The 25,231-nt window shown below is 69.5% G+C and carries 21 protein-coding genes and 1 pseudogene; 17 read left to right on the top strand and 5 right to left on the bottom strand.

Annotation, left to right across the window (positions count from 1 at the left end; translation table 11 throughout):
* Window positions 1-60: 60 nt before the first annotated feature.
* The 5 genes from AC1HC7_RS08245 to AC1HC7_RS08265 all read left to right on the top strand — a co-directional run bounded on the left by AC1HC7_RS08245 (window position 61) and on the right by AC1HC7_RS08265 (window position 3,321).
* Window positions 61-741, top strand: a complete 681-nt coding sequence (locus AC1HC7_RS08245) for an HAD-IA family hydrolase (protein WP_479497076.1) — start codon at window positions 61-63, stop codon at window positions 739-741.
* 27 nt (window positions 742-768) lie between these two features.
* A complete protein-coding gene (locus AC1HC7_RS08250) occupies window positions 769-1,476 on the top strand; it encodes an ATP12 family chaperone protein (protein WP_479497077.1) in 708 nt (235 codons plus the stop codon).
* A 130-nt stretch (window positions 1,477-1,606) separates the two neighbouring features.
* Window positions 1,607-2,107: a PaaI family thioesterase gene (locus tag AC1HC7_RS08255; RefSeq protein ID WP_479497078.1), complete on the top strand. Its 501-nt coding sequence runs from the start codon at window positions 1,607-1,609 to the stop codon at window positions 2,105-2,107.
* A complete protein-coding gene (locus tag AC1HC7_RS08260; protein WP_479497079.1) occupies window positions 2,104-2,949 on the top strand; it encodes a fumarylacetoacetate hydrolase family protein in 846 nt (281 codons plus the stop codon). The genes AC1HC7_RS08255 and AC1HC7_RS08260 overlap by 4 nt, the downstream gene beginning before the upstream one ends.
* Before the next feature lie 93 nt (window positions 2,950-3,042).
* Window positions 3,043-3,321, top strand: coding sequence for an acylphosphatase (locus AC1HC7_RS08265; protein WP_479497080.1), 279 nt, complete (start codon window positions 3,043-3,045; stop codon window positions 3,319-3,321).
* Between the two features lie 12 nt (window positions 3,322-3,333).
* Here AC1HC7_RS08265 and modA read toward each other — a convergent pair whose 3' ends face one another.
* Window positions 3,334-4,089 (bottom strand): molybdate ABC transporter substrate-binding protein, encoded by a 756-nt coding sequence (gene modA, locus AC1HC7_RS08270; protein ID WP_479497081.1) that lies wholly within the window; start codon window positions 4,087-4,089, stop codon window positions 3,334-3,336.
* Between the two features lie 678 nt (window positions 4,090-4,767).
* Here modA and AC1HC7_RS08275 point away from each other — a divergent pair.
* The 4 genes and pseudogenes from AC1HC7_RS08275 to AC1HC7_RS08290 all read left to right on the top strand — a co-directional run bounded on the left by AC1HC7_RS08275 (window position 4,768) and on the right by AC1HC7_RS08290 (window position 9,588).
* A complete protein-coding gene (locus tag AC1HC7_RS08275; RefSeq protein WP_479497082.1) occupies window positions 4,768-5,784 on the top strand; it encodes an amino acid ABC transporter substrate-binding protein in 1,017 nt (338 codons plus the stop codon).
* A gap of 142 nt (window positions 5,785-5,926) precedes the next feature.
* A pseudogene (locus AC1HC7_RS08280) lies at window positions 5,927-7,147 on the top strand (amino acid ABC transporter permease); the annotation flags it as partial.
* A 509-nt stretch (window positions 7,148-7,656) separates the two neighbouring features.
* A complete protein-coding gene (locus AC1HC7_RS08285; protein WP_479497083.1) occupies window positions 7,657-8,793 on the top strand; it encodes an amino acid ABC transporter permease in 1,137 nt (378 codons plus the stop codon).
* A gap of 15 nt (window positions 8,794-8,808) precedes the next feature.
* Entirely contained in the window at window positions 8,809-9,588 is a 780-nt protein-coding gene (locus AC1HC7_RS08290) for an amino acid ABC transporter ATP-binding protein (RefSeq protein WP_479497084.1), read from the top strand.
* Between the two features lie 673 nt (window positions 9,589-10,261).
* Here the strand turns inward: AC1HC7_RS08290 and AC1HC7_RS08295 are convergent.
* Window positions 10,262-10,717, bottom strand: a complete 456-nt coding sequence (locus tag AC1HC7_RS08295) for a YtoQ family protein (RefSeq protein WP_479497085.1) — start codon at window positions 10,715-10,717, stop codon at window positions 10,262-10,264.
* A 138-nt stretch (window positions 10,718-10,855) separates the two neighbouring features.
* Between AC1HC7_RS08295 and AC1HC7_RS08300 the strand changes: the two genes are divergently transcribed.
* Both AC1HC7_RS08300 and ptsP read left to right on the top strand, forming a co-directional pair.
* Entirely contained in the window at window positions 10,856-12,124 is a 1,269-nt protein-coding gene (locus AC1HC7_RS08300; RefSeq protein ID WP_479497086.1) for an aspartate kinase, read from the top strand.
* 12 nt (window positions 12,125-12,136) lie between these two features.
* On the top strand, window positions 12,137-14,428 hold the full coding sequence (ptsP, locus tag AC1HC7_RS08305) for a phosphoenolpyruvate--protein phosphotransferase (RefSeq protein WP_479497087.1): 2,292 nt from the start codon (window positions 12,137-12,139) through the stop codon (window positions 14,426-14,428).
* Between the two features lie 93 nt (window positions 14,429-14,521).
* Here ptsP and AC1HC7_RS08310 read toward each other — a convergent pair whose 3' ends face one another.
* Complete coding sequence (locus AC1HC7_RS08310) at window positions 14,522-15,223, bottom strand: DUF599 domain-containing protein (RefSeq protein ID WP_479497088.1); 702 nt, start codon at window positions 15,221-15,223, stop codon at window positions 14,522-14,524.
* 123 nt (window positions 15,224-15,346) lie between these two features.
* Here AC1HC7_RS08310 and AC1HC7_RS08315 point away from each other — a divergent pair, with 123 nt between their 5' ends.
* The 6 genes from AC1HC7_RS08315 to AC1HC7_RS08340 all read left to right on the top strand — a co-directional run bounded on the left by AC1HC7_RS08315 (window position 15,347) and on the right by AC1HC7_RS08340 (window position 21,960).
* Window positions 15,347-16,822: an FAD-linked oxidase C-terminal domain-containing protein gene (locus AC1HC7_RS08315; protein WP_479497089.1), complete on the top strand. Its 1,476-nt coding sequence runs from the start codon at window positions 15,347-15,349 to the stop codon at window positions 16,820-16,822.
* Between the two features lie 60 nt (window positions 16,823-16,882).
* On the top strand, window positions 16,883-18,037 hold the full coding sequence (gene glcE / locus AC1HC7_RS08320; protein ID WP_479497288.1) for a glycolate oxidase subunit GlcE: 1,155 nt from the start codon (window positions 16,883-16,885) through the stop codon (window positions 18,035-18,037).
* Window positions 18,038-18,040: 3 nt separating this feature from the next.
* Window positions 18,041-19,336, top strand: coding sequence for a glycolate oxidase subunit GlcF (gene glcF / locus AC1HC7_RS08325; RefSeq protein ID WP_479497090.1), 1,296 nt, complete (start codon window positions 18,041-18,043; stop codon window positions 19,334-19,336).
* 93 nt (window positions 19,337-19,429) lie between these two features.
* Window positions 19,430-20,170 (top strand): trypsin-like serine peptidase, encoded by a 741-nt coding sequence (locus tag AC1HC7_RS08330; protein ID WP_479497091.1) that lies wholly within the window; start codon window positions 19,430-19,432, stop codon window positions 20,168-20,170.
* A complete protein-coding gene (locus AC1HC7_RS08335) occupies window positions 20,167-21,105 on the top strand; it encodes a trypsin-like serine peptidase (RefSeq protein WP_479498922.1) in 939 nt (312 codons plus the stop codon). The genes AC1HC7_RS08330 and AC1HC7_RS08335 overlap by 4 nt, the downstream gene beginning before the upstream one ends.
* 396 nt (window positions 21,106-21,501) lie before the next feature.
* Complete coding sequence (locus AC1HC7_RS08340; RefSeq protein WP_479497093.1) at window positions 21,502-21,960, top strand: Hsp20 family protein; 459 nt, start codon at window positions 21,502-21,504, stop codon at window positions 21,958-21,960.
* Window positions 21,961-22,111: 151 nt separating this feature from the next.
* Here AC1HC7_RS08340 and AC1HC7_RS08345 read toward each other — a convergent pair whose 3' ends face one another.
* Both AC1HC7_RS08345 and AC1HC7_RS08350 read right to left on the bottom strand, forming a co-directional pair.
* Entirely contained in the window at window positions 22,112-22,825 is a 714-nt protein-coding gene (locus AC1HC7_RS08345) for a response regulator transcription factor (RefSeq protein WP_479498923.1), read from the bottom strand.
* On the bottom strand, window positions 22,822-24,933 hold the full coding sequence (locus tag AC1HC7_RS08350; protein WP_479498924.1) for a hybrid sensor histidine kinase/response regulator: 2,112 nt from the start codon (window positions 24,931-24,933) through the stop codon (window positions 22,822-22,824). Before AC1HC7_RS08350 ends, AC1HC7_RS08345 begins: the two co-directional genes overlap by 4 nt.
* Window positions 24,934-25,231: the final 298 nt, after the last annotated feature.

Consider the following 25,231-nt stretch of genomic DNA (forward strand, 5'->3'; position numbering starts at 1 on the left):
CGACTCGACACCCGATCGCTCCCGCACTATCCCTTGCCCCAACCAACCTTGGAGCGCCCTTTGCAAAACCCCATTCGCCTCGCCGTTTTCGACATGGACGGCACGCTGATCGATTCCAAGGCCTTCATTCTGGAGGCCATGGAGCGCGGATTTCGCGCCGCCGGCCAGCAGCCGCCCTCCGAGGCCGAGACGCTGGCCATCATCGGCCTGTCGCTGCACGAGGCGGTGCGCACCTTGTCCCCCGGTCTGCCCGCGGCCGAAATCGACCGCGTCGCCGGGCTCTACAAGGAAAGCTTCGTCGGGCTGCGGGCGGAAAAGGGCGGCGAGGCGAACGCCCCGCTCTATCCCGGCGCCCGCGCGGCGCTGGAGCGGCTGGCGGCGCGTGACGAAGTGCTGCTCGGCGTCGCCACCGGCAAGGCGCAGCGCGGGCTCGACCACGCGCTGAACGCCCATGACCTGACGGGCCATTTCCACACCCTGCAATCGGCGGACGGGCATCCCTCGAAACCGCATCCCTCGATGCTGCACGCCGCCATGGACGAGACCGGCGTCGCCGCCGCCGCCGCGGTGATGATCGGGGACACCGAATTCGACATCGCCATGGGCAAGGCCGCGGGCATGGCCGCCATCGCGGTGAGCTGGGGCTATCACCCGGTCGATCGTCTGCTGGCGGCCGGGGCGGATGCGGTGATCGACCATTTCGACGATCTGGACGCGGCGCTCGAGAAGCTCTGGTCCTGAACGCGGCCCTGATGTGACTGGTGCGCCATGAGCCTGACGAAGAAACGCTTCTGGCGGCAAGCGGCGACCGTCGCCCGCGACGGCGGCCACGGAGTGACGCTGGACGGCAAGCCGGTCCGCACCCCGGCGGGCGCCGAATTCATCGCCCCCAGCGCCGCGCTGGCGCGGGCCGTGGCCGCGGAATGGGACGCGCAGATCAAGGATATCGATCCGGCGTCCATGCCGCTCACCCGCACGGTGAATTCCGCCATCGACCGGGTGACGCCGCGGCGCGACGAGGTGGCGGCGATGATCGCCGCCTACGGCGCCAGCGACCTGCTGTGCTACCGCGCCCCGCATCCCGACCCGCTGATCGCGCGCCAGGCGGCGGGATGGGATCCGCTGCTCGACTGGGCGCGGGACCGCTACGGCGCGCCGCTGCGCCGGATCACCGGCGTCATGCACAGGGATCAGCCGCCGGCGTCGGTGGCGGCGCTGGCCGGGGCGGTGGATGCGTTCGACGCGTTTCGGTTGACGGCGCTGCACGATCTGGTGGCCATGTCCGGGTCGCTGCTGCTTGGGCTGGCGGTGGCCGAAGGCCGGCTCGACGCGCCCGGCGCCTGGGCGTTGTCGCGGATCGACGAGGATTTTCAGGCCGAACTGTGGGGCGCGGACGAGGAGGCCGCGGCCCACGCCGCGAAAAAGCGCGCGGATTTCCTTGACGCCGCGCGTTTTCTGGATTTGCTTGCCGCCTGAGCGACCCCGCGACCCGCGACCGCCCCGAGACCCGCGACCGCCCCGAGACCTGCGACCGCCCCGGTGCGACCCGGCCGCGATCGCGCCGCCAGCGAAAGACCAGCCGATGACTTTCCCCGCCCGAGCCGACATGCCGACGCGCGACCAGGCCGCGGCCATGTCCGGGCTGGAATTCGTGCAGGCGATGCTCGACGGCGATCTGCCGCCGCCGCCGATCTCCATCGCGCTGGGCTATCGGCTGCACGAGGTCGCGAAGGGCCGGGTGACCTTTCGCGGCGCCGCGCCCTTCGCCGCCTACAACCCCATGAGCGCCGCCCATGGCGGCTGGTTCGGCACGCTGCTCGACAGCTGCATGGCCTGCGCGGTGCAGACCCTGCTGCCAAGGGGGCGGGGCTACACGACGCTCGAATACAAGATCAACATCATCCGTCCGGTCTTCGAAAGCACCGGCCCCCTGCTGGCGGTGGGCGAAGCCGCGCATGTGGGGCGCAGCACCGGCGTCGCCGAGGGGCGCATGATCGGCGAGGCGGACGGAAAGCTTTACGCCACCGGCTCCACCACCTGTCTGGTGATGGCGCTGCAGGGGACAAGACGGCGCGCGGCGCCGGAAAACGGAGGGAGCGAGACATGAAGCTTTTGCGCTACGGCCCGGCGGGGCGGGAAAAACCGGGGCTGCTCGGCGATGACGGGAAAATTCGCGACATCAGCGGGGTGATCGGCGATCTGGGCGGCGCGACCCTGTCGCTGGACTCGCTCGACGCCATGCGCGCGGTGGAACTGGACCAGCTGCCGGTGGTGGAGGCGGAGCGCATCGGCTGCTGCCTCGCCTCCGCGCCGAATTTCCACTGCGTCGGCCTCAACTACGTGAAGCACGCCGAGGAGGCCGGCATGCCGCTGCCCGGCGAACCGGTGCTGTTCTCCAAGGCCACCAGCTGCCTCAGCGGGCCGTTCGATCCGGTGACGATCCCGCGCGGCAGCGAAAAGACCGATTGGGAGGTCGAGCTCGGCGTGGTCATCGGCTGCGAGGTCGACAACGTGTCGGAGGCCGACGCGCTGGCCTGCGTCGCCGGGTATTGCGTGGTCAACGACGTGTCCGAGCGGGCGTTCCAGCTCGATCATGGCGGCCAGTGGTGCAAGGGCAAATCCGCGCCGACCTTCGGCCCGGTGGGCCCCTGGCTGGTCACGGCGGATGAAATCCCCGATCCCCAGGCGCTGCCGCTCTGGCTTGAGCTGGACGGCGAGACCCAGCAGCTCTCCAACACTGCGGACATGATCTTTTCGGTGGCCGAGATCATCAGCTACATGAGCCGCTTCATGCGACTGGTCCCGGGCGATCTGATCACCACCGGCACGCCTGAAGGCGTCGGCATGGGGCAAAAGCCGCCGCGCTACCTGAAGGCCGGCGAGGTGATGGAACTGGGCATCGAGGGCCTGGGCCAGCAGCGTCAGGTGGCCGAGAACCGGGGCGGCTGACCGCCGGTCCGCAGATGCGCGCGCCCCGGCGCCGGGGCGCGCGTCAGCCGCAACCCCGCGCCATGCCGGGCGCCGCATCGAAAGGTTTCGCCCATGACCGAAATCGCCGTTCGCGCCCATGTTCTGGGCCGGGTCCAGGGGGTCGGCTATCGCGATTGGGCCGCGCGCCGCGCCGCCGCGCTCGGCGTCACGGGCTGGGTGCGCAACCGCAATGACGGCGCGGTGGAGATCCTCGCCGCCGGACAGGAAGCCGCGGTGATGGGCTTTCTTGAAGCCTGCAAATCGGGGCCGGGCTTCGCCGAGGTCTCGGGCGTCGAGGTCGCCGCCGAACCGGATCCCGGCCCGCTGGTCGGGTTTCGCATCCTCGGCTGACGCGGCGTCGGGTCATTGCGCCGCGCTCTCCCGGGGCGGCGCCGGCGGCGCGAAGCCGTGGCGCGCCAGCACCGCCTGGCCCTGCGGCGAAAGCAGATACGCCATGAACCCCGCCGCGCGTTCGGCGCCGCCGGCCACCGCCGCGCCGCGATAGCGGATCGGCGCGTGCAGATCCGCCGCCAGCGGCGCGCTGGCGAGGCCCGGCGACAGCCGCGCGTCGGTGGCGTAGACCACCGCCAGATCCGCCTCGCCCCGCGCCACCCAGGCCAGCGCGTCGCGCACCGAGGCGCCGATCAGGATGCGCCCGCGCCAGCGGTCCCAGACCCCCAGCGCCTTCAGCGCCTGTCGCGCGTAGATCCCCGCCGGCGCCGCGCCGGGATCGGCGATGGCGAGCTTTCGCCCCGCCGCCGCCGCCAGCAGCGCGGCGCGCGGGGCCGCGTCATGGGCCACGACCACAAGCCGGTTGGCGGCGAAATCCCGGGGCGCGCCGCGCAGCGCGCCCCGATCGTCGAGCCAGGCGATCCAGTCGGGATTGGCCGACAGGAACAGGTCCGCCGGGGCGCCCTGAAAAATCTGTCGCGCCAGCGTCGCCGACCCGGCATAGACGCCGATCCCGTCTTCGCCCCAGCGTTCCAGCGCCTCGTCGACGGCCTCGCTCAACGAGGCGGCGGCGAACACCCGCAGCGGTTCGGCCGGGGCCGGGGGCGGGGTGGCAAGCCACGCCAGCAGCGCGAAAAAACCGAATCGAATGCGGCGAAAACATGGCATTTCTGCTCGGACTCTCCGTTGTCGGCGCCCGCAGGCGCGCCCGGGGGCGGCGCGATGGCGGCGCGATGGCGGTTCGGGCCTCGGTTCGGCCCTGACGTCACCGAAGTTTGACGCTCGTCTGGCCAAAGTCTGGCGAGGTTTCGGGCGCCGATCGCGCCCCGGCGGCAGCGATGTTCGGCAATTTCGCCCGTGACGGCGGCGGACGCAAGCGCCGCTGTCGCCGCGCCGGGGTCGGGGCCCGCTGAGTTGGTCAGCATCGCTGCCATTGCGGCGCCCGCAGACCCTCCCTGTCCCAAGTCATGTCAGGTTCACCGACTGGTGCGGTAGAATGCCGCCCTGAACTCGCCTCTCGCGACAGCCTGCCGCGCGATGCCCGTCCCGCGCGGACGCCGTCGGCGCGCCCTGGACCGCATGACTTGGGGTCACCCATGCCGTTCCCGGCAAAAATGCGTCGGTCATGTTGACCTTGTTTCCTGTCGATCAACGGCGTGAAGCCCTGAGAAACAACCGCGGCGCCGGGGTCTTGACTGTCATTGAAGGGGCTGTTCATTGTCTGTGATGGATCAACCGAAGGGTCCGCAAAACACCGGGCCCTCGCGCCCTGTCCAAAATAGGGCGAAATGCCCAGCACTGACCTGCGCCGGAAACCGCGCGCAGGTCCATCAGAGAGGTGAATACATGAAACGTTCGGTATTTCTCGGCGCGCTCGCCGTTGCCGGCCTTGCCGCAGGCGCCGCCGCCGCGGGCACGCTTGACGACGTGAAGGCCAAGGGCACGCTGCAATGCGGCGTGTCCACCGGCGTCGCCGGCTTCGCCTTCACCAACGCCGCCGGCGAGTGGGAGGGCTATGACGTCGCCGTCTGCCGCGCCGTCGCCGCCGCGATCTTCGGCGACCCCAAGGCCGTCAAGTTCACGCCCACCACCGGCAAGACCCGGTTTTCGGCGCTCGCCTCGGGCGAGATCGACATGCTGGCGCGCAACACCACCTGGACCTACAGCCGCGACGTGGACCTGAAATTCACCTTCGTCGGCGTCAACTACTATGACGGCCAGGGCTTCATGGTGCGCAAGGATCTGGGCCTGACTTCGGCCAAGGAACTGGACGGCGCCACGATCTGCATCCAGACCGGCACCACCACCGAGCTGAATCTCGCCGACTATTTCCGCGCCAACGGCATGTCCTATGAGCCGGTGCCGATCGAGACCAACGCGGAATCCCAGCAGAAATACCTGGCCAACGCCTGCGACGTCTACACCACGGACGCCTCCGGCCTCGCCGCCACGCGCTCGACCTTCGAGGATCCCTCGGCGCATGTCATCCTGCCCGAGATCATCTCCAAGGAGCCGCTCGGCCCGCTCGTGCGCCATGGCGACGACCAGTGGGGCGACATCGTGCGCTGGGTGCTGAACGCGCTGATCATCGCCGAGGAAAAGGGCATCACCGCCGCCAATGTCGACGACATGGCCAAGGGCACCAACGATCCCGAGATCAATCGTCTGCTCGGCGCCGAAGGCGAATACGCCGGCATGATGGGGCTCGGCAATTCCTGGGCCGTGGACGCCATCAAGGCGGGCGGCAATTTCGGCGAGATCTTCGCCGCCAACATCGGCGAGGACACGCCGATCGGCCTGGCCCGCGGGCTGAACGCCCAGTGGACCCAGGGCGGCCTGATCTACTCGCCGCCGTTCCGCTGAGCGGCTGACGGAAAGGGGCGCGCCAAGCGGCGCGCCCCTTTTCGCATCTGCGGCGCCGCGCTGGCATTCCGGGCGAAACCGGAAGCCGCGAACAAGCGCTGGCCCGGACTATTTCCAACAACAGGTTGAGGGAGCGGACGACATGACCGCCGTCACTGACCCGCCATCGGCGAATTTTCGCATCGGCATGCTCTTGTCCGATACGCGCTACAGATCCACGACCATCCAGATCATCGCCCTGATCCTGTTCCTGACCGCCGGCTACTGGCTGTTCCAGAACGTGATCCAGAACCTCGCGGCGCTGGGAAAGGAATTCAGCTTCCGGTTCATGACCGACCCGGCCTCCTATGACATCAATCAGCGCCTGATCGAATACACCTCGCGCTCCTCCCATGCGACGGCGGCGGTGGTGGGCATTCTCAACACGCTGCTGGTGGCGGTGATGGGCTGCGCGCTGGCAACGGTCGTCGGGGTCACGGCGGGCGTGCTGCGGCTGTCGGACAACTGGATCGTGTCCAAGCTGATGACGGTCTATATCGAGGGCGTGCGCAACGTCCCCGTGCTGATCCAGATCCTGTTGCTGGCGGCGGTGTTCGACGAAATGCTGCCAAGCCCGAAAAAGGCCGAGATGGTGCAGCTGTTCGGGATGATCGACACCGGCATCATCCCGACCAATCGCGGCTTCTACATCCCGGGCCCGGTGTTCGGCGACGGGGCGATATGGGTGGTGCTGGCGCTGGTCGCCGGGGTTTGCGCCGCGATCGCCTATGGCCGCCACGCGGTGCGGGTGCAGCAGGACACCGGACAGGAACTGCCGGTGATGCGCGTGAAGCTGGCGCTGTGGATCCTGCCGCCGCTGATCGTGTTTCTTGCGATTTCGATGATATCGGGCACGCCGATCACCATCGAGGAGCCCGTGCTGAAGGGCTTCAACTACAAGGGCGGCATCTTCATGCGCAATTCGCTGATCGCGCTGTGGCTGGCCCTGTCCTTCTACACCGGCGCCTTCATCGCCGAAAACGTGCGCGCCGGCATTCAGGCGGTGTCCAAGGGACAGTCCGAGGCGGCCTTCGCGCTGGGCCTGCGCCCCAACAAGACCATGAGCCTGATCATCCTGCCCCAGGCGCTGCGGGTGATCATCCCGCCGCTGATCTCGCAATATCTGAACCTGACCAAGAACTCGTCGCTGGCCATCGCCGTGGGCTACATGGACGCCACCGGCACGCTGGGGGGCATCACGCTCAACCAGACCGGCAAGGAATTCGAAACCCTGATGCTGCTGATGGGGTTCTACCTGACCATCTCGCTGACCATCTCCATGGTGATGAACCTCTACAACGAACAGGTGAAGCTGGTGGAGCGCACCTCCGCCGCCACGATGGGGATGACCTTCGCGCGGTTGCTGGATTCGATCGGCGGCCCCTACGAGACGCTGAAGAAGGGCGACGCCGCGCATCATGCCAATTACGGCGTGGCGGGGCTGCTCAATCTGGTGGCGCTGCTTTATGCGGGCATTCTCGCGGCGATGCTGAACTATCTGTTCCTGATGGACACGCCGGCCGAACGCGTGCCGTATTTCCTGTGGCCGACGGTGACGCAGGTGGCGTTTCTGGTCTTGATGATCATGTCGCTGGCGACCTTCCTCACCTGCGTGTTCAAGCATTACCGCTGCGTCGATTTCGCGGTGATGACGCTGATCATGTGGGTGCTGGCGCTGCTGGCCGGGGTTGATATCGGCGGGCTGGTTTCGTCGCTGCCCGGCGCGGCGGTGGTGTTCGGCGGCTTTGCGCTGCAGGTCGCCGCGATCGTCTATCTGATGCTCGGCGAGCGACCGAACCTCACCTATCTCAACCGCGTGAAGGAGGGAAGCCAATGACCGCGACCGCAAACCGCTCCGTCGCCTTCATCGCCGAACGGCAGATCCCGCCGTCGCCGCCGCCGCCGGGCGAGGTGGGGCCGGTGCATTGGGCGCGCAAGCACCTGTTCTCGACGCCGCTGAACGCGGCGCTGACCATCCTGTCGGTGCTGGTCATCCTGTGGGTGGTGCCGGAATTCATCCGCTGGGCCTTCGTCGACGCGGTCTGGTCGGCGGATTCGCTGCGCCAGTGCCGCGAGATCGCCCGCGCCGCCGGGGTCGAGGACAGCTTCGCCTGCTGGGCGGTGGTCAACGAGCGCTTCAACCAGTTCATGTTCGGCTTCTACCCGCCGGAATCGTATTGGCGCCCGATACTGACCTTCATCCTGCTGGGCATCGCCATCGCGCCGGTGCTGTTCAACGGGCTGCCGCGCCAGATGCTGTGGTTCTCGCTGGCCTTCCCGGTGATCGCCTACTGGCTGATCTGGGGCGGGCTGGGGCTGGCGCCGGTGGAAAGCGCCAAGCTCGGCGGGTTCATGCTGGCGCTGGTTCTCGGCGTGTCGGGCATCGTGCTGTCGCTGCCGCTGGGCATCCTGCTGGCGCTGGGGCGCCAGTCGAACCTGTTCATCGTCAAGACCATCTGCGTGACCTTCATCGAATTCATCCGCGGCGTGCCGCTGATCACCCTGCTGTTCGTGGCCTCGGTGCTGCTGAACTACTTTCTGCCGCCGGGCACCAGTTTCGATCTGATCCTGCGGGTGGTGATCATGGTGACGCTGTTCTCCGCGGCCTATATGGCCGAGGTGATCCGCGGCGGGCTCGCGGCGCTGCCCCAGGGGCAGTACGAGGCGGCGGATTCGCTGGGGCTCAACTACTGGAAATCCATGCGCCTGATCGTGCTGCCCCAGGCGCTGAAGATCTCCATCCCCGGCATCGTCAACACCTTCATCGGGCTGTTCAAGGACACCACGCTGGTGTCGATCATCGGGCTTCTCGATCCGGTGGGCATTCTCAACCCGATCCGCGCCTCTCCAGATTGGAACGGCATCGTCTGGGAGCTCTACGGCTTCGTGGCGCTGTTCTTCTTCATCTTCTGCTTCAGCATGTCCCGGTATTCGATGTACCTGGAAGGCAAGCTGAAAACCGGTCACTGACAAGGGATTAGAACCATGGCTGAAACTGCGATCGACACTGCTGGCATGGCCGTCTCCGACGAAGTGGCCATCCAGATCACCAACATGAACAAGTGGTACGGCGAATTCCACGTCCTCAAGGACATCAACATGACCGTGAACCGCGGCGAGCGGATCGTGGTCTGCGGCCCCTCGGGGTCGGGCAAGTCGACCTTGATCCGCTGCATCAACCGGCTGGAGGAGCACCAGAAGGGCTCGATCGTGGTGGACGGCACCGAACTGTCCTCGGATCTGAAGAACATCGACAAGATCCGCTCCGAGGTCGGGATGTGCTTCCAGCACTTCAACCTGTTCCCGCATCTGACGATCCTGGAAAACTGCACCCTGGCCCCGATCTGGGTGCGCAGGACCCCCAAGCGCGAGGCCGAGGAAACCGCGATGCATTTCCTCGAAAAGGTGAAGATCCCCGATCAGGCGCACAAATACCCCGGGCAGCTGTCCGGCGGCCAGCAGCAGCGCGTGGCGATCGCGCGCTCGCTGTGCATGCGTCCGCGGATCATGCTGTTCGACGAGCCCACCTCGGCGCTGGATCCGGAGATGATCGCCGAGGTGCTCGACACCATGGTGGAACTGGCCGAGGAGGGCATGACCATGATCTGCGTGACCCACGAGATGGGCTTCGCGCGCAAGGTCGCCAACCGGGTGGTGTTCATGGACGAGGGCCAGATCATCGAGGAGAACGAGCCCGAGGCCTTCTTCAACAACCCGCAAAGCGAGCGCACCCAGCTGTTCCTCAGTCAGATTCTCGGGCACTGACCGGCGCGCGGGGCGCGCGCCCCGCCGGTCGCGCGACAGACAGACGCCCCCGAAGCGCCGCTTCGGGGGCGTTTTCATTTGGCGGGTCCAGGTCCGCCCGGCGGCGCGTTGGCGCCGGCGCCGGGCGCGGCCAATGCCCGCGCAGGGCGATGATCGACCCAAGGCAATCGCGCGAAAGCGGGCAATGCGGCGAGAACCTGCCGAATTGCCTTAACTTTGATTCCTTTCGCGTTAAACACGTCATGAATTTATCCAGAATTTGAAACATGTCATACAATGCGGGTATTGGAGTTCTAGCGCATAGGGGTATGCATCATGACCGGTAACGTTGTTGTTCGCAATCTGGGGCTGTTCGTCGCCGATATCGTCTTTTCCTTCGCCATCGGCGGTCTCGCCATGGCGTTCGTCTGACGCGACGGCCTGACCGGCAAGGCGGGCGCGCCGGCTGTTCGGGCCGGGTCTGCGCACGAAATCGCGCCGCTGCGATGACGGCGGCGCACAGGCCGCCCACAATCGGCCCCCACGGGCGGGCGCATGGGCGGCTCCCACGGGCGGGCGCATGGGCGGCCCCCACGGGCGGGCGCATGGGCGGCGCAAGGCGGCCCCGGGTCAGGCCCGGGACGGCGATGGGCGCAAGATCGGCGGATGCCGACCGCGGGCAGGGCGGCGCCTGCTAGCCGGGCAGCCTGCCGTTGATCACGTAATCCAGCATGTCGACCACCTGCGCCGGGCGTTCGGCCACGGCCAGCGCCGCCGCGTCCACCTCCTTCAGCGCATGGGCGTGCTCGGGCGGGTGCAGCACGATCAGCGGCTTGCCCAGCGCTGCGGCGCAGCCGGCGTCGAAGGCCGCGTTCCACTGGCGGTATTTCTCGCCGAAGCGCACCACCACCACATCGGCCTTTTCCAGCAGCGTGCGCGTGCGCACGGCGTTGAGCTGCGCGCCCTTGCGGTCGTGCCAGACCTTGTTCGGTTCGGGCCCGAGGATGGCGACCCCGCAATCATCCGAGGCCGCATGGTCGGTCACCGGGGCGGAAAATTCCACCGGCAGGCCGCGCGCCGCCGCCCCGGCGGCGATTTCCTCGCGCCAGTCGCTGTGGATTTCGCCCGATAGATAGATGCGCCAGATCATCGTCCTGTTCCCTTGCCGCTGCGTCCTGGGCCCGTTCTAGATCAGATCGGCTCGCCTTGCACGTCCCCGTCCCATCCTCTAAGACCCGAGCCGACGACCAAGGCCCGGCGACGCGGGCAGATGGGGGCGATCCGGACCATGCCCAGACTGGTGATGAAATTCGGCGGCACCTCGGTCGCGGATCTCGACCGCATCCGCAACGCCGCCGCCAAGGTGAAACGCGAGGTGGATGCGGGGTTCGAGGTGGCGGTGATCGTCTCGGCCATGTCCGGCAGGACCAACGAACTGGTGGGCTGGGTGCGCGAAAGCTGCGCGCCGCCGGGGGCCGGCGACACCGGGTTCTACGACGCGCGCGAATACGACGCGGTGGTGGCCAGCGGCGAACAGGTGACCGCCGGTCTGCTGGCGCTGAGCCTGCAGCAGATGGGCGTGCCCGCCCGGTCCTGGCTGGGCTGGCAGGTGCCGGTGCGCACCTCCGCCGCCCACGGCGCGGCGCGCATCGTCTCCATCGGCACCGAGGCGCTGGACCAGAAATTCGCCGAAGGGCTGCACGCGGTGATCGCCGGGTTCCAGGGCATCGGCCCCGACGGGCGGGTCACCACGCTGGGGCGCGGCGGTTCGGACACCACCGCCGTCGCATTCGCGGCGGCGCTGAAGGCCGACCGCTGCGACATCTACACGGATGTGGACGGCGTCTATACAACCGACCCGAGGATCGCCAGCAAGGCGCGCAAGCTGGACCGCATCGCCTATGAGGAAATGCTGGAGCTGGCCTCGCTCGGGGCCAAGGTGCTGCAGACGCGGTCGGTCGAACTGGCGCTGCGCAACAAGGTGCGGCTGATGGTGCGATCAAGCTTTTCCGACGAACCGGGAACGCTGGTCTGCGATGAGGAGGAGATCATGGAATCCAACGTGATCAGCGGCGTCGCCTATCAGCGCGACGAAGCCAAGATGACCCTGATTTCGGTCGCCGACCGCCCCGGCGTCGCCGCCGCCATCTTCGGCCCGCTGGCCGAAGGCGGCGTCAACGTGGACATGATCGTGCAGAACATCTCCGAGGACGGGCGCACCGACATGACGTTTTCCTGCTCGGTCGAGGACGTGCCCCTGGCCCGCAAGGCGCTGGAAGGCGCCATGGCGGCGGGCGAGATCAACTATCGCGATCTGGTCGCCGACACCGACGTGGCCAAGGTGTCGGTGGTCGGCATCGGCATGCGGTCTCACGCCGGGGTGGCGCAGGTGATGTTCAAGGCGCTGGCCGACGAGGGCGTCAACATCAAGGTCATCACCACCTCCGAGATCAAGGTCTCGGTGCTGGTGGATCGCAAATACATGGAACTGGCGGTGCAGGCGCTGCACGACGCCTTCGGGCTCGACAAGGCGCCTGAATCCGCGCCCGCCGCCTGACAGGAGAGCCGCATGGCGTCCGACATGGCCCAGACCGCGCAGAACGGCGACGGGTCCGACGGCGGCGGATCCCGCCGGCTGCTGCGCAACCTCGCCGCCGTGCTGGCGCAGCCCGGCGACGGACAGGCGCGCCTGGACCGCATCGTGCAGCTCATCGCCTCGTCCATGGAGGCGGAGGTGTGTTCGATTTACCTGCGCCGGGGCGAACGCACGCTTGAGCTCTGCGCCACCGAGGGCCTGAACCCCGAGGCCGTGCACCGCGCCCGCCTGCGCGTGGGGCAGGGGCTGGTGGGCCAGATCGCCCGGCGCGCCGAACCGATCAACACCGCCGACGCCAGCGCCGAGCGCGGGTTCCAGTATCTGCCCGAGACCGGCGAGGAGCACTACAACGCCTTCGCCGGCGTGCCGATCCAGCGCCTCGGCGCGGTGCTCGGCGTGCTGGTGGTGCAGAACCGCGATGCCCGCGTGTTCACCGAGGACGAGATCCACGGGCTTGAAGTCATCGCCATGGTGCTGGCGGAGATGACCGAGCTGGGGGCCTTTCTGGGCGAGGGCGACGTCGATGTCGCCGGCGCCCATCAGCGACCGTTCTTCGCGCGCGGCGTTGCCGGACAGGAGGGCGCGGCCATGGGCGTGGTGCATCTGCACAACCCCAACGTGGCGGTGCAGAACCCGGTGGCCGAGGATCCGGAGGTCGAACGCGCCCGGCTCGAAGCCGCCATGGCGTCGCTGCGCGGCGAGGTGGATCAGATGGTTTCCGCCGACCTGCTGGGGCATCCGGGGGAGCATCGCGACGTGCTGGAGGCCTACCGCATGTTCGCCCATGACAAGGGCTGGCTGCGGCGCATGCTCGGCTCCATCGAAAGCGGGCTGGCGGCCGAGGTGGCGGTCGAACGGGAACAGACCGCCGCGCGGTCGCGCATGGAACGGGTCTCGGACGCCTATCTGCGCGAACGCCTGCACGATCTCGACGACCTCGCCAACCGTCTGCTGCGCCATCTGACCGGCGACGGCGAACGGGTGGACGTGCCCGACAACGCCGTGCTGGTGGCGCGCAACATCGGGCCGGGGGATCTGCTGGAATACGGCGCCGCGCTGAGCGGCGTGGTGCTGGAGGAAGGCTCCATCGGGTCGCACGCGGTGATCGTGGCGCGGGCGCTGGGGGTGCCGCTGGTGATTCAGGCGGATCACATCGCCACCGAGGCGCGCGCCGGCGACGCGATCCTGGTGGACGGCGATCTCGGGCTGGTGCATCTGCGTCCCAGCGACAGCGTGCTGGACGCGTTTCGCGAAAAGATGGAGATGCGCGCCCAGGCGCAGGAAGTCTATCGCGGGCTGCGCGACCTGCCCGCCGAGACCCGCGACGGCGCCCGGGTGATCCTGTGCATGAACGCCGGGCTGATGAGCGACCTGCCCTCGCTGATCGGCAGCGGCGCCGAGGGCGTGGGGCTCTACCGCACCGAATTGCAGTTTCTGATCCGCACCACGGTGCCGCGGCGTTCCGAACAGGCGGCGCTGTATTCGCGGGTGCTGAAGGCGGCGGGCGACAAGCCGGTGGTGTTTCGCACGCTGGACATCGGTTCGGACAAGGTGCTGCCCTATCTGCGCCGTCCCGACGAACCCAACCCGGCGCTGGGCTGGCGGGCGATCCGGGTCAGCCTGGACCGGCCGCTGATCCTGCGCATGCAGTTGCAGTCGCTGCTGCGCGGCGCCGCCGGGCGGGCGCTCTCGATCATGTTTCCCATGGTGGCGCAGGCCAGCGAGTTTTCCGAGGCGCGGGAGATTCTGCTGGCCGAGATCGAGCGCGAGCGCGCCCATGGCCGCCCGGTCTCCGACGGGCTGCGCATCGGGGTGATGCTGGAAACCCCGTCGCTGGCCTTCGCCCCGGACGGGTTTTTCCGCGAGACCGATTTCATCTCCATCGGCGGCAACGACCTGAAGCAGTTCTTCTTCGCCGCAGATCGCGAGAACGAATTCGTGCGCAAGCGCTATGACGCGCTCAACGCCTCGTATCTGAGCTTCGTCTCCATGATCGTCGCGCGCTGCGCCGAGCACGGCACGCCGCTCAGCTATTGCGGCGAGGACGCGGGGCGCCCGATCGAGGCGCTGGCGCTGTGCGCCATGGGGCTGCGGGCGCTGTCGATCCGCCCCGCGTCGATCGGCCCGGTGAAGCGGCTGATCCGCGACGTGGATCTGAGCGCGGCGCGCGCGGCCATCGACGCGGGCATCGCCCGGGGCGAGGTCAACCTGCGCTCGACGCTGCTGGAATGGGCCCGGGACGCCGGGGTCGAGGTCACGCCCTGAGCCGCGCAAGGCGACCCTTGACCCCCCGCGGCGCCGCCCCCTGAACCCCCGCGCCGCGAGGCGCCCCCCTGAAAGCCCGCGCCGCGAGGCGCCCTAGTCGTCGAGCAGCGCCGCGCGGGATTCCGAACGGAATTCGCGCCGGTGCAGCATCGCCGCGGTCACCAGGGCGGCGGCGACCATCGCGAAGGGCCCGAGAAACCACGCCAGCAGCGCCAGCGCGAAATAGATCGTGCGCACCCCGCGATTGAAGGTGCGCGCGGCGGTGATGTTGAGGCGCGCCGCCTTGCGGGCGATGCGCTGGTTTTCGGGCAGCGCCGGGTCCGGCGAGACGGCGCCGATCAGCACCATGCAATAGCCGAACAGCCGGTGCGCCCAGACGAATTTCATGAAGGCCGAGACCAGCATCAGCGCCAGGATCAGCAGCTTGGCCTCCCATGCGGCGCGGATGATGGTGGTGTCCTGGGTCAGGTCCTGGGCGATGGTCAGCATGCGCTCGGTCTGGCCCAGCAGCGCGAACACCCCGCCGATGGCGATCATCGCGCCCGAGGCGAAGAACGCCGCGCCGTTGCGCAGCGCGGTGAGCAGATTGGCGTCCATGATGCGCGGATCGCGCAGCAGCATCGCCTGCATCCACTTGCGCCGGTAGTCGGCCATCATCTGATGCGTGGACAGCCCTGCGTCGCGGGGCCGTTCGATCAGCCAGGTCATGCCGACCCAGACGCAGAGGAACGTCGCCAGCGCCGCGACGTCCCACCACGTGAAAAATCGCGGCGGAAACTGGGAGATTGCATCCATGGCTATGGTGTATCCTCGCAGGAAGGCCTAGCAAATGGGGAAATTGGTCATTTTTTCTTACCAGTTTTGCTCTGGTGGTTGAAATCGACCGCCCGCGCCATGGAAAGCAGGAGGCAAGCCGCCATGCAGATGCCAGCGCCCGACACCGGGGTTCTCGCGCGCCGGGACGCGATCGTCGCGCGGCTTGCCGCCGCGCTGCCCGCCGACGGGCTGATCAGCGATCCGGTCGAGACCCGCGCCTATGATTGCGACGCGCTCACCGCCTATGCCTGCCAGCCGCTGGCGGTGACCCTGCCGCGAACCACCGACGAGGTGGCGGCGGTGCTGCGCATCTGCCATGCCGAGGGCGTGAAGGTGATCCCGCGCGGCTCGGGCACCGGGCTGGCGGGCGGGGCGCTGCCCACCGAGGATTCGGTGGTGCTTGGGGTGGCGCGCATGAACGCGGTGCTGGAGACCGATTACGACAACCGTTTCATCCGGGTGCAGACCGGGCGCACCAATCTCAGCGTCACCGGGGCGGTGGAATCGGATGGTTTTTTCTACGCGCCGGACCCGTCGAGCCAGCTCGCCTGCGCCATCGCCGGCAACATCGCGATGAATTCCGGCGGCGCGCATTGTCTGAAATACGGGGTCACCACCAACAACCTGCTCGGCGTGACGCTGGTGAAGATGGATGGCGAGGTCGTCGGGATCGGCGGCCCGGCGATGGATGCGCCGGGCTATGACCTGCTGGGGCTGATCTGCGGCTCGGAAGGGCAGCTGGGGGTGGTGACGGAGGCGGTGCTGCGCATCCTGCCCAAACCCGAGGGCGCGCGCCCCATTCTGCTGGGCTTCGGGTCGAACGAGGTCGCGGGCGCCTGCGTCGCCGACATCATCAAGGCCGGGCTGCTGCCGGTGGCGATCGAGTTCATGGATCGCAAATGCGTGCATGCGGTGGAGGATTTCGTCGGCGCGGGCTATCCGCTTGACGTGGAGGCGCTGCTGATCGTCGAGGTCGAGGGCTCGCCCGACGAGATTTCCGACCAGCTCGACCGCATCAAGCGGATCGCCGCCCGCCACGACCCCATGGAGATGCGCGAGAGCGAGAGCGACGAACAGTCGGCGGCGATCTGGAAGGGCCGCAAGGCGGCCTTCGGGGCCATGGGGCAGATCGCCGATTACCTGTGCATGGACGGCACGATACCGACCTCGGCCCTGCCCGAGGTGATGCGCGCCATGGGCGAGATGTCGGCGGAATGCGGGCTCGACGTCGCCAATGTGTTCCATGCCGGGGACGGCAACCTGCATCCGCTGATCCTGTTTGACGCCAACAAGCCCGGCGATCTGCAGAAGGCCGAGGATTTCGGCGCCGCGATCCTGAAGCTGTGCGTCGATGTGGGCGGCTGCCTGACCGGGGAACACGGGGTCGGCGTGGAAAAGCGCGATCTGATGACCCATCAATACGCGCCCGAGGATCTGGATGCGCAGATGGCGGTGAAGGACGTGTTCGACCCGGACTGGCTGATGAACCCGGCGAAGGTGTTTCCGATTGACGCCAGCGCGGGGCGCCGCGCCGATCGGGGAGGGGCGGACGGCGACGGGTCCCGTCTCCCCCCTTGAAGGAAGGGGGGAGCCCCGCCGCCGTGGCTTCGCCGCGCCCAATGTCGAGGATAGCGCATGTTGCGACCTGAGAACGAGACCGAACTGGCCGGCATGGTGGCCGAAGCCGCGCGCGTGGCCGGGCCATTGGCGATTCGCGGCGGCGGCACGCGCCTGCCTCTGGGCGGGCCGGTTGACGGCGAGGCGCTGTCGCTGGCCGGGCTGGGGGGGATCTCGCTGTATGATCCCGGCGCGCTGACGCTGGTCGCCGGGGCCGGGACGCCGCTGGCGGAGATCGAGGCGGCGCTGGCGGTCGAGGGCCAGCGGCTGGCCTTCGAGCCCATGGACCATCGGCGGCTGCTGGGCACGGATGGCGCGCCGACCGTCGGCGGCGTCGCGGCGTGCAACGTTTCGGGGCCGCGACGGGTGCAGGTCGGGGCGTGTCGGGATTTTCTGCTGGGCGTGCGGTTCGTCGACGGGTTGGGCCGGGCGCTGAAGAATGGCGGGCGGGTGATGAAGAACGTCACCGGCTATGATCTGGTCAAGCTGATGGCCGGGGCACATGGCACGCTCGGGGTGCTGAGCGAGGTGGCGTTCAAGGTGCTGCCGGCGCCGCAGGCCGCGGCGACGCTGTGGCTGGAGGGGCTCGACGACGACGCGGCGGCGGCGGCGATGTCCGCGGCGCTGACCTCGCCCTATGACGTGACCGGCGCCGGGCATGTCCCGGGGGGGGCGACCATGCTGCGGCTCGAGGGGCTGGAGGCGTCCGTCGCCTATCGCGCGGCGCGGCTGCGCGACCGGCTGGCGCGATTCGGCGCGGTGGAGATCGGCGAACGGGGGCCGATGAGCTGGGAGGATCTGCGCGATTGCGCGCCTTTCGCCGGGCGCGACGGCGCGGTCTGGCGGCTGTCGCTGAAACCCTCGGCGGCGCCCGGCGCGGTGGCGGCGATCGGCGCGGCGCGCGCGGTCGAGGCGCTTTATGACTGGGGCGGCGGGCTGGTCTGGCTGCTGACGCCGTCGGCGGATGACGCGGGCGCCGGGGTCATCCGCGCCGCGGCCGAGGCGGCGCAGGGTCATGCGACGCTGGTCCGCGCGCCCGCGGCGCTGCGCGCGCGGGTCGGCGTCTTTCATCCGCAGCCGGGGCTTGACGGCATCGCCGCCGCGCTGCGCGAGAAATTCGACCCCAAGGGCATTCTTAATCCGGGCCGCATGGCCCCGGGACGCGGAGGCGGCTGATCCATGCAGACCCTGTTCACGCCTGAGCAACTGAAAGATTCCGCCGTTGCGCGGTCCAACGAGATCCTGCGATCCTGCGTGCATTGCGGGTTCTGCACCGCCACCTGCCCGACCTATCAGGTGCTCGGCGACGAGCTCGACAGCCCGCGCGGGCGCATCTACCTGATCAAGGACATGCTGGAGAGCGGGCGTCCCGCGGACGCGCGCACTGTCAAGCATATCGACCGCTGCCTGAGCTGCCTCGCCTGCATGTCCACATGCCCCTCGGGGGTGCATTACATGCATCTGGTGGACCACGCGCGCGAATACATCGAGCGGACCTACAGGCGCCCGCCGGCGGATCGCGCCCTGCGCTGGATGCTGGCGCGGATCCTGCCCTATCCGGGGCGCTTCCGGCTGGCGATGATCGGGGCGCAGCTGGCGCGCCCCTTCGCGCGGCTGCTGCCGGGGCGGCTGCGGGCGATGGTGGAGATCGCGCCCCGCCGCGTCGCGCCGCCGACCCGGATGGACGACCCGCAGACCTTTCCCGCGCAGGGCGGGCGGCGCAAGCGGGTGGCGCTGATGACCGGCTGCGCGCAGCGGGCGCTGAACGCGGATATCAACGAATCCACCATTCGGCTGCTGACCCGCCATGGCTGCGAGGTGGTGATCGCCAAGGGCATGGGCTGCTGCGGCGCGCTCACCCATCACATGGGCAAGACCGGCGAAAGCCATGCCAGCGCGGCGCGCAACATCCGCGCCTGGGCGGCGGAGATGGACGGCGCGGGGCTGGACGCGATCGTCATCAACACCTCGGGTTGCGGCACCACGGTGAAGGATTACGGGCATATGCTGCGCGAGGGCCCGCTGGCCGCCGACGCGGCGCGGGTCTCGGCGATCGCCAAAGACGTGTCGGAGGTGATGGCCGATCTGGGCGTCGCCCCGACCGGGCGGGCGCCCGGGCTGCGCGTCGCCTATCACGCCGCCTGTTCGCTGCAGCACGGGCAGCAGATCAAGACCCAGCCCAAGGCGCTGCTGAAGGCGGCGGGGTATGAGGTCGTGGAGCCCGCCGACGCGCATCTGTGCTGCGGATCGGCGGGGACCTACAATCTGATGCAGCCCGAGATCTCGGCCCGGCTGAAGGCGCGCAAGCTGGCGACGCTGGCGGCGACCGCGCCGCAGGTGATCGCCGCCGGCAATATCGGCTGCATGATGCAGATCGGTTCGGGGACCGACGTGCCGGTGGTGCATACGACGGAGCTGCTCGACTGGGCCACCGGCGGGCCGAAGCCCCCGGCGCTGGCGGATGCGGGATTTTGAAGGCCCGGGCGGGGCGCCGGATCGCGGTCGGTTGACACGGGCGGTCGCGGCGCGCCGGTTGCTTGAAAACCCTGTCTGCGGCACTCTGGCGCCATGTTTCGTTCAGCTTTCCTGATCGCGGCGCTTATGGCCGCAATGGCGGTTCCGGCGTTGGCGCCGCGGGGCGCCGGGGCGGCCGCGCCCTCGCCGCGCAAGCTCACCAGCCCGGCGGAGCAGGCGCGCTGGCCCGCGGTCGGGCGGCTCAACATCGCCGGGCGCGGGTTCTGCACCGCGACGCTGATCGCGCCGGATCTGGTGCTGACGGCGGCGCATTGCATGTTCAACCCGCTGACCCGCGTCGCCACCAACCCGCGCAGCATGGTGTTCGTCGCCGGCTATCGCATGGGCGGCTACGTGGCGCTGCGGCGCGGCGCCCGGGTGGCGGTCAGCCGCCGCTACGATCCCGGCGGCCGCCCCGGCGACAACCTGCCGCTCGATCTGGCGGTGGTGGAACTGGCCGAACCTATCCCCGCGGCGCTGATCCGACCGCTGAAGACCGGCTGCTGCGCTGTCGCGGGCGACCCTGCGCAGGTGGTGTCCTACGGCATGGACCGCCCCGAGGCGCTGTCGCGCCAGACCGGCTGCGCGGTGTATCAGCGGGTGCGCGCGATCCTCTCCACCACCTGCGAGGCCACGCCCGGCGTGTCCGGCGCGCCGCTGCTGCGCGCGGGCGGGGGGGCGGGCGGCGGCGAGGTGATCGGCGTGATCTCGGCCATGGGCGGGCGGGTGCGCGGCGCGGCGCTGGCGGCGGCGATCGACGAACTGTTGCCGATCCTGCGGGCAAGATTGCGATGAGCGCCGCGCGCGTCATCCCGCGCCTGTTCGCGGTCGCCGCGCTGGCGCTGGCGGCCGCGCCCGCCGGGGCGGGCGGGGACACCGCGCCGCGCCGGCTGCTCAAGCCCCATGAGCAGGCGATCTGGAAAGGCGTCGGGCGGCTCGACATCGCCGGCGAGGGCTATTGCACCGCGACCCTGCTGACCGAGAGCCTGGCGCTGACCGCCGCCCATTGTCTGTTCGACCGCGCCGGGCGCCGACGCCAGGACGCGGATCTGTTCTTCGCCGCCGGCTGGCGCGAGGGGCGCTTCCAGTCGATCCGGCAGGTGGCGCGCAGCGCCGTGCATCCCGCCTACCGCTACGATGGCCCCATGGCCGATTACGACGCCATCGCCGCCGATGTGGCGCTGGTGGAACTGGACCAACCGGTGCTGACCTCGGAAATCCCCAGCTATCCGCCCGCGGTCATGCCCGCGGTCGGCGGCGCGGTGGCGCTGCTCAGCTACGGGCGCGGGCGATCCTACGCGCTGTCGCGTCAGGAACCGTGCCGCGTCGAGGCGCGGTGGCCCCGCGTGGCGCGGCTGGATTGCGAGGTGTCGCCGGGGTCCTCGGGGTCGCCGGTCTTCGCGCGGGTGAACGGCGCGCCGCGGGTGGTGGCGGTGATTTCGGCGGGCGGGCGCGGGTCCGCCTACGCGGTGGTGCTGTCCGAGGCGCTGCCGGCGCTGCGCACGGCGCTGACCGGGCTGAGCGCGCGGCGCAAGACCAGCGCCGTCCCCGGGCGGGCGCAGGCCGCCGCGCCGCGCGGCGCGGGCGCCTGGAAACCCAGCCGACCGCCCAGCCGACCGCCCGTGCGGCAGCGCCGGCGACCGGGGCCAGATCAACCGGGGCGCGGCCCCGACGCCATTTCCGATCCCACCGCATTCCCGCGGCGAAATCCTGCGGAACCGGCGGGTTGAGCGCCCCGAGCGCATTGCGGAAATCATCCACGGCGCCCTGAAGCTGCGCCGCCGTCAGGCGCGAATGCGCGCCAGGCTTGCGAAAGGCGGTCTTCATGTGGAACCGCACGGTGTTTCGGGGCGCCGAGAGCATCATGCCGATCTTGGGGTTGGACTTGTTCTCGGCGGCCTGTTGCAGGGCGTCGAGCGCGCGCAGGCGCGGGGCCGCGGCCGCGCCGCCCCCGCCCGGCGATGTCACGCGGTCATCACGCCATGCCCCCCCTTGAACCGGCGCGCCGCCATCCCCAGATAATGGCCATCGCCCGCCGGATGCCCGGGGGCGGTGATCGAACCCGGGGCCAGTCCATTCGGAAGGCCCGTCACGACAACGTATCGCTCGTCAGGAGGATATGACACATGCGAAACTTCGACTTGACCCCCCTTTACCGGTCCACCATCGGCTTTGACCGGCTCGCCGGCTTGCTTGACAGCGCGTTGAGCGCCGATTCCGCCCAGCCCGGATACCCCCCCTACAACATCGAGAAGATCGGCGAGGACGCCTATCGGATCACCGTTGCGGTGGCGGGTTTCACCGAGGATGAGCTTACCATCGAATCCCGCGACGGCCAGCTGGTCATCGCCGGTCGCAAGACCGAGGAGGATGGCGAGCGCAGCTACATGCATCGCGGCATCGCCGCGCGCGCCTTCGAAAAGCGCTTCCAGCTTGCCGAGCATGTGCGCGCCACCTCGGCCTGGACCGAGAACGGCCTGCTGCATGTGGATCTGGTGCATGAGGTTCCCGAGGCCCTGAAGCCGCGGCGGATCGAGATCGCGCCCGCCCAGGCGGTTGAAGGCAAGAAGAGCCGCGCCAACTGATCAATCGCATTGCGTAGCGTCGTTTGCAGCGCCCGCCCCGAAGGTTCGGGGCGGGTTTTGCATGTTCAGGGCCTGGCCGGATCGGGGCGGGGGTCGCCGGGGGTCGCCGGGGGTCTCGCCGGGCGGGGGAGGGGGCGGGATTGGCCCGGCCTCAGCCCTCCCAGCTCACGTCGCCGACGAAGATGTAGCCGGCGCCGTAGATGGTGCGGATCAGCGTCGGCTTCTTGGGATCGTCGCCGAGCTTGGTGCGCAGGCGCGACACCCGCACGTCGATGGCCCGGTCAAAGCCTTCGCCCGCCGCGCCGCCGATGCCGTCCTGGATCTGGGCGCGCGACAGCAGCCGGTTGGGGGTTTCCAGAAACAGCCGCAGGACATCGCTTTCGGCGCGGCTGAGCCGGGATTCGGCGCCGTCGGGCGCGGTCAGCGCGAATTGGTCGAAATCCACCCGCCAGTCGGCGAAGCGCGCGGCGCGGCGGCGCCCCGGCGCGGCGGCGCGATCGACGCGGCGCAGCAGCACGCGGATGCGGGCCACGACCTCGGCGGGGTCGAAGGGCTTGACGATGTAGTCGTCGGCGCCCAGTTCCAGCCCCGCCACCTTGTCCTGCACCCCGCGCCGCCCCGACACGATCATCACCGCCGTGCCGTGGTCCTGCGCCAGCTTGTAGACCAGCGCCAGCCCGTCCTTGTCGGGCAGGCCCAGATCCACCAGGCACAGCGCCGGATTCAGGCGCGGCAATGCGTCTTCGAAGCTGCGGGCGGTGGAAAAGCCGCGCACGCGAAATCCCGCCGCCTCCAGCGCCGTGCGCAGGATCGACAACACATCGGGTTCGTCGTCGAGCACGGCGATCAGCGGCGCGGCGTTCATGACGCGGCCGCCGGCCTGGACGCGGGGCGGGCATTCGAACCGGCCCCTGAACCGGGATCGGGGCTTGAATCGGGGCGGGCGAGCATGGCCATCAGCGCCTCGGGCTCGAAGGGCTTGGAGATCAGCGTGAAACGGTCCTGCGCGCGGCGGCGTTCCGGGGCCTCGGCGGGCAGGCCGGTGGCCAGCAGCAATTGCAGGCCCGGGCGGATGGCGGCCAGCCGCTCGGCCAGATCGACCCCGGTCATGCCCGCGCCCATGTCGATGTCCGAGACCACGAGCGCCACGTCCTCGATGCGGGTGGCGAGTTCCAGCGCCTCTTCGCCGCTGGCGGCCTCCAGCACCGGCCAGCCGGCGCCGCGCAGGGTCTCGCGCACCATGCGGCGCAGGTCGGAATCGTCGTCGGCCACCAGCGCGATGCCGCGCGGCGCCGCCGGGTCGGGCCCGGCGGGCAGGCTGGGGCCGGGGGCGATTTCGTCCATGGCGTCCTCGTCCATGGCGTCAGGCGCCCCCAGGGGCAGACGCAGCGTCACCGCCGCCCCGACGCCGGGGCTGCTGTCGATGGACAGGTCGCCATTGGCGCCGGTGGCGAAATTGTAGACCATGGACAGGCCGAGCCCGGACCCCTGCCGCCCCTTGGTGGTGAAGAACGGCTCGAACGCCCGCTCCATGGCCTCGGCGCCGAATCCGGGGCCGTTGTCGCGCACGGTGATGCTGAGCGCCCCGCCCGCGGCGCCGCGCTCGGCCGAAGCCGAGAGCATGATCTCGCCGCCGGCCCGCCCCGCCACCGCGTCGCGGGCGTTGAACAGCAGGTTCAGCACCGCGTCCTGCAACTGACCGGCGTCGAGCCAGGCGGGGGGCAGGGCGGCGGGGATTTCGCGGGTGATGGCAAGGTCGGGCGGCGCCGAGGGCGCGAAGATCTCCACCAGCCCCGACAGCAGCTCCACCACATCGACCTTGCGGCGGCGCTGTTCGCGCTCGGCGGAGATCGACGACAGGCGTTCGATCAGGTCGGCGCCGCGGCGGGCGGCGGCGCGGGTCCCCTCGACCGCCTCGCAAACGCTGTCGGGCAGATGCGCGGTGGAGGCGATCTGGCTTTGCAGCCCGAGGATGACGGTCAGCAGGTTGGAGAAATCATGCGCCAGCCCGCGGGTCAGCTGCGCCGCCGCCTGCATCTTCTTGGAATGCAGCAGGGCGGCGGCGGCGCGCTGTTCCTCGGTGTCGTCGAGCGACAGGATATAGACCCCGCGCACCCCGCCGCCGGGTTCGCGCACCGGGGTGAAGGCGGCGCGGATGGCGGCGATCTGGCCGTTGCGGCGGCGGAAATTGAACGAACAGCGGGTCTGTTCGCCCTGAAACGCCCGGTCCAGCGCCGGCCTGATCGCCGCGAAGGCCTCGTCGCCGAGCACGTCGCGCATCTTGCGCCCGACGATGTCGCTGCCGGCCTTGCCGCCCGGCGCGGCGGCGAGATCGGGGCCGATGACCACGCCGATGCGCTTGTTGGAATAGTGGTAGGCGTAGTCGCGCTTCACATAGGCGATATGCGCCGGGGTCGCCTCGGTGGCGAGCCGGGCGCGGGCCTCGGAGCGGATCAGCGCGCGCTGCGTTTCCACCAGCGCGGCGTTGGCGGCGGCGAGTTCGCGGTTGGCCCGCGCCAGATCGGCGGAATGGGCGATGAGCTGTTCGGACAGGTCCTCGGAGCGCGCCCGCAGCATGCGTTCCTGGCGGCGCTGCGAGGTGATGTCGGTGTAGACCGCCACCCAGCCGCCGCCGGCCAGCGGGTGGCCCTCGATCGACAGGGTGCGCCCGTTCGGGCGGTCGCGCTCGAAATAATGGCGTTCGAAGGCGCGGGCGCGCTCCACCCGCTGGCGCACCATCTCGTCCACCGGGCCGGGGCCGTATTCGCCGCGCTCGGTGAGATAGCGGATGATCGAATCGAAGCCGGCGCCGCGATGCACCAGCGACTCGGGCAGATCGAACATCTCGGTGAACTTGGCGTTCCAGCCCACCAGCCGCAGATCGGCGTCGAAGATGGTCAGCCCCTGCTGGATCAGGTTGAACCCGGCCTGGATCAGCGCCAGATCCACCGCCGGCATGTCGTCGTCGGGCATGTCCCCGCCCCGGGGGGCGGGGCGCTGGTCCTCGGCCTGGCGCGATATGGGGGCGGGCGGGATCATGCCTTCAGCGCTAGCACCGCCGGGGCGGGGGCGTAAAGCGCCGCGGCGCGGCTGTTACAATTCGTTGGAAGTCGGAAAAACCCGCGCAATGATTGGCGGCTTTAACAGACGCGGGCCGGGGCGCGGCATGGGATCGGATCACGGGGATTCGATTCCGGCGGCCGCGACAGGTCTTGACCGGCGCGCGCTTGCGCGGGTTACTTGGGCGCGGCTGCGATCGCCGCCGCGCCAC

The organism is Oceanicella sp. (assembly GCF_056449545.1).

Excerpts from the sequence above, each read along its gene's own strand:
- AC1HC7_RS08315 (WP_479497089.1), top strand. The coding sequence starts at position 15,347 with ATGCAGATGCCAGCGCCCGACACCGGGGTTCTCGCGCGCCGGGACGCG.
- AC1HC7_RS08260 (WP_479497079.1), top strand. The coding sequence starts at position 2,104 with ATGAAGCTTTTGCGCTACGGCCCGGCGGGGCGGGAAAAACCGGGGCTG.
- AC1HC7_RS08340 (WP_479497093.1), top strand. The coding sequence starts at position 21,502 with ATGCGAAACTTCGACTTGACCCCCCTTTACCGGTCCACCATCGGCTTT.
- AC1HC7_RS08310 (WP_479497088.1), bottom strand. The coding sequence starts at position 15,223 with ATGGATGCAATCTCCCAGTTTCCGCCGCGATTTTTCACGTGGTGGGAC.
- AC1HC7_RS08265 (WP_479497080.1), top strand. The coding sequence starts at position 3,043 with ATGACCGAAATCGCCGTTCGCGCCCATGTTCTGGGCCGGGTCCAGGGG.
- AC1HC7_RS08290 (WP_479497084.1), top strand. The coding sequence starts at position 8,809 with ATGGCTGAAACTGCGATCGACACTGCTGGCATGGCCGTCTCCGACGAA.
- glcF (WP_479497090.1), top strand. The coding sequence starts at position 18,041 with ATGCAGACCCTGTTCACGCCTGAGCAACTGAAAGATTCCGCCGTTGCG.
- modA (WP_479497081.1), bottom strand. The coding sequence starts at position 4,089 with ATGCCATGTTTTCGCCGCATTCGATTCGGTTTTTTCGCGCTGCTGGCG.
- AC1HC7_RS08335 (WP_479498922.1), top strand. The coding sequence starts at position 20,167 with ATGAGCGCCGCGCGCGTCATCCCGCGCCTGTTCGCGGTCGCCGCGCTG.
- ptsP (WP_479497087.1), top strand. The coding sequence starts at position 12,137 with ATGGCGTCCGACATGGCCCAGACCGCGCAGAACGGCGACGGGTCCGAC.
- AC1HC7_RS08345 (WP_479498923.1), bottom strand. The coding sequence starts at position 22,825 with ATGAACGCCGCGCCGCTGATCGCCGTGCTCGACGACGAACCCGATGTG.
- AC1HC7_RS08250 (WP_479497077.1), top strand. The coding sequence starts at position 769 with ATGAGCCTGACGAAGAAACGCTTCTGGCGGCAAGCGGCGACCGTCGCC.
- AC1HC7_RS08285 (WP_479497083.1), top strand. The coding sequence starts at position 7,657 with ATGACCGCGACCGCAAACCGCTCCGTCGCCTTCATCGCCGAACGGCAG.
- AC1HC7_RS08255 (WP_479497078.1), top strand. The coding sequence starts at position 1,607 with ATGCCGACGCGCGACCAGGCCGCGGCCATGTCCGGGCTGGAATTCGTG.
- AC1HC7_RS08350 (WP_479498924.1), bottom strand. The coding sequence starts at position 24,933 with ATGCCCGACGACGACATGCCGGCGGTGGATCTGGCGCTGATCCAGGCC.
- AC1HC7_RS08300 (WP_479497086.1), top strand. The coding sequence starts at position 10,856 with ATGCCCAGACTGGTGATGAAATTCGGCGGCACCTCGGTCGCGGATCTC.
- AC1HC7_RS08295 (WP_479497085.1), bottom strand. The coding sequence starts at position 10,717 with ATGATCTGGCGCATCTATCTATCGGGCGAAATCCACAGCGACTGGCGC.
- AC1HC7_RS08330 (WP_479497091.1), top strand. The coding sequence starts at position 19,430 with ATGTTTCGTTCAGCTTTCCTGATCGCGGCGCTTATGGCCGCAATGGCG.
- AC1HC7_RS08275 (WP_479497082.1), top strand. The coding sequence starts at position 4,768 with ATGAAACGTTCGGTATTTCTCGGCGCGCTCGCCGTTGCCGGCCTTGCC.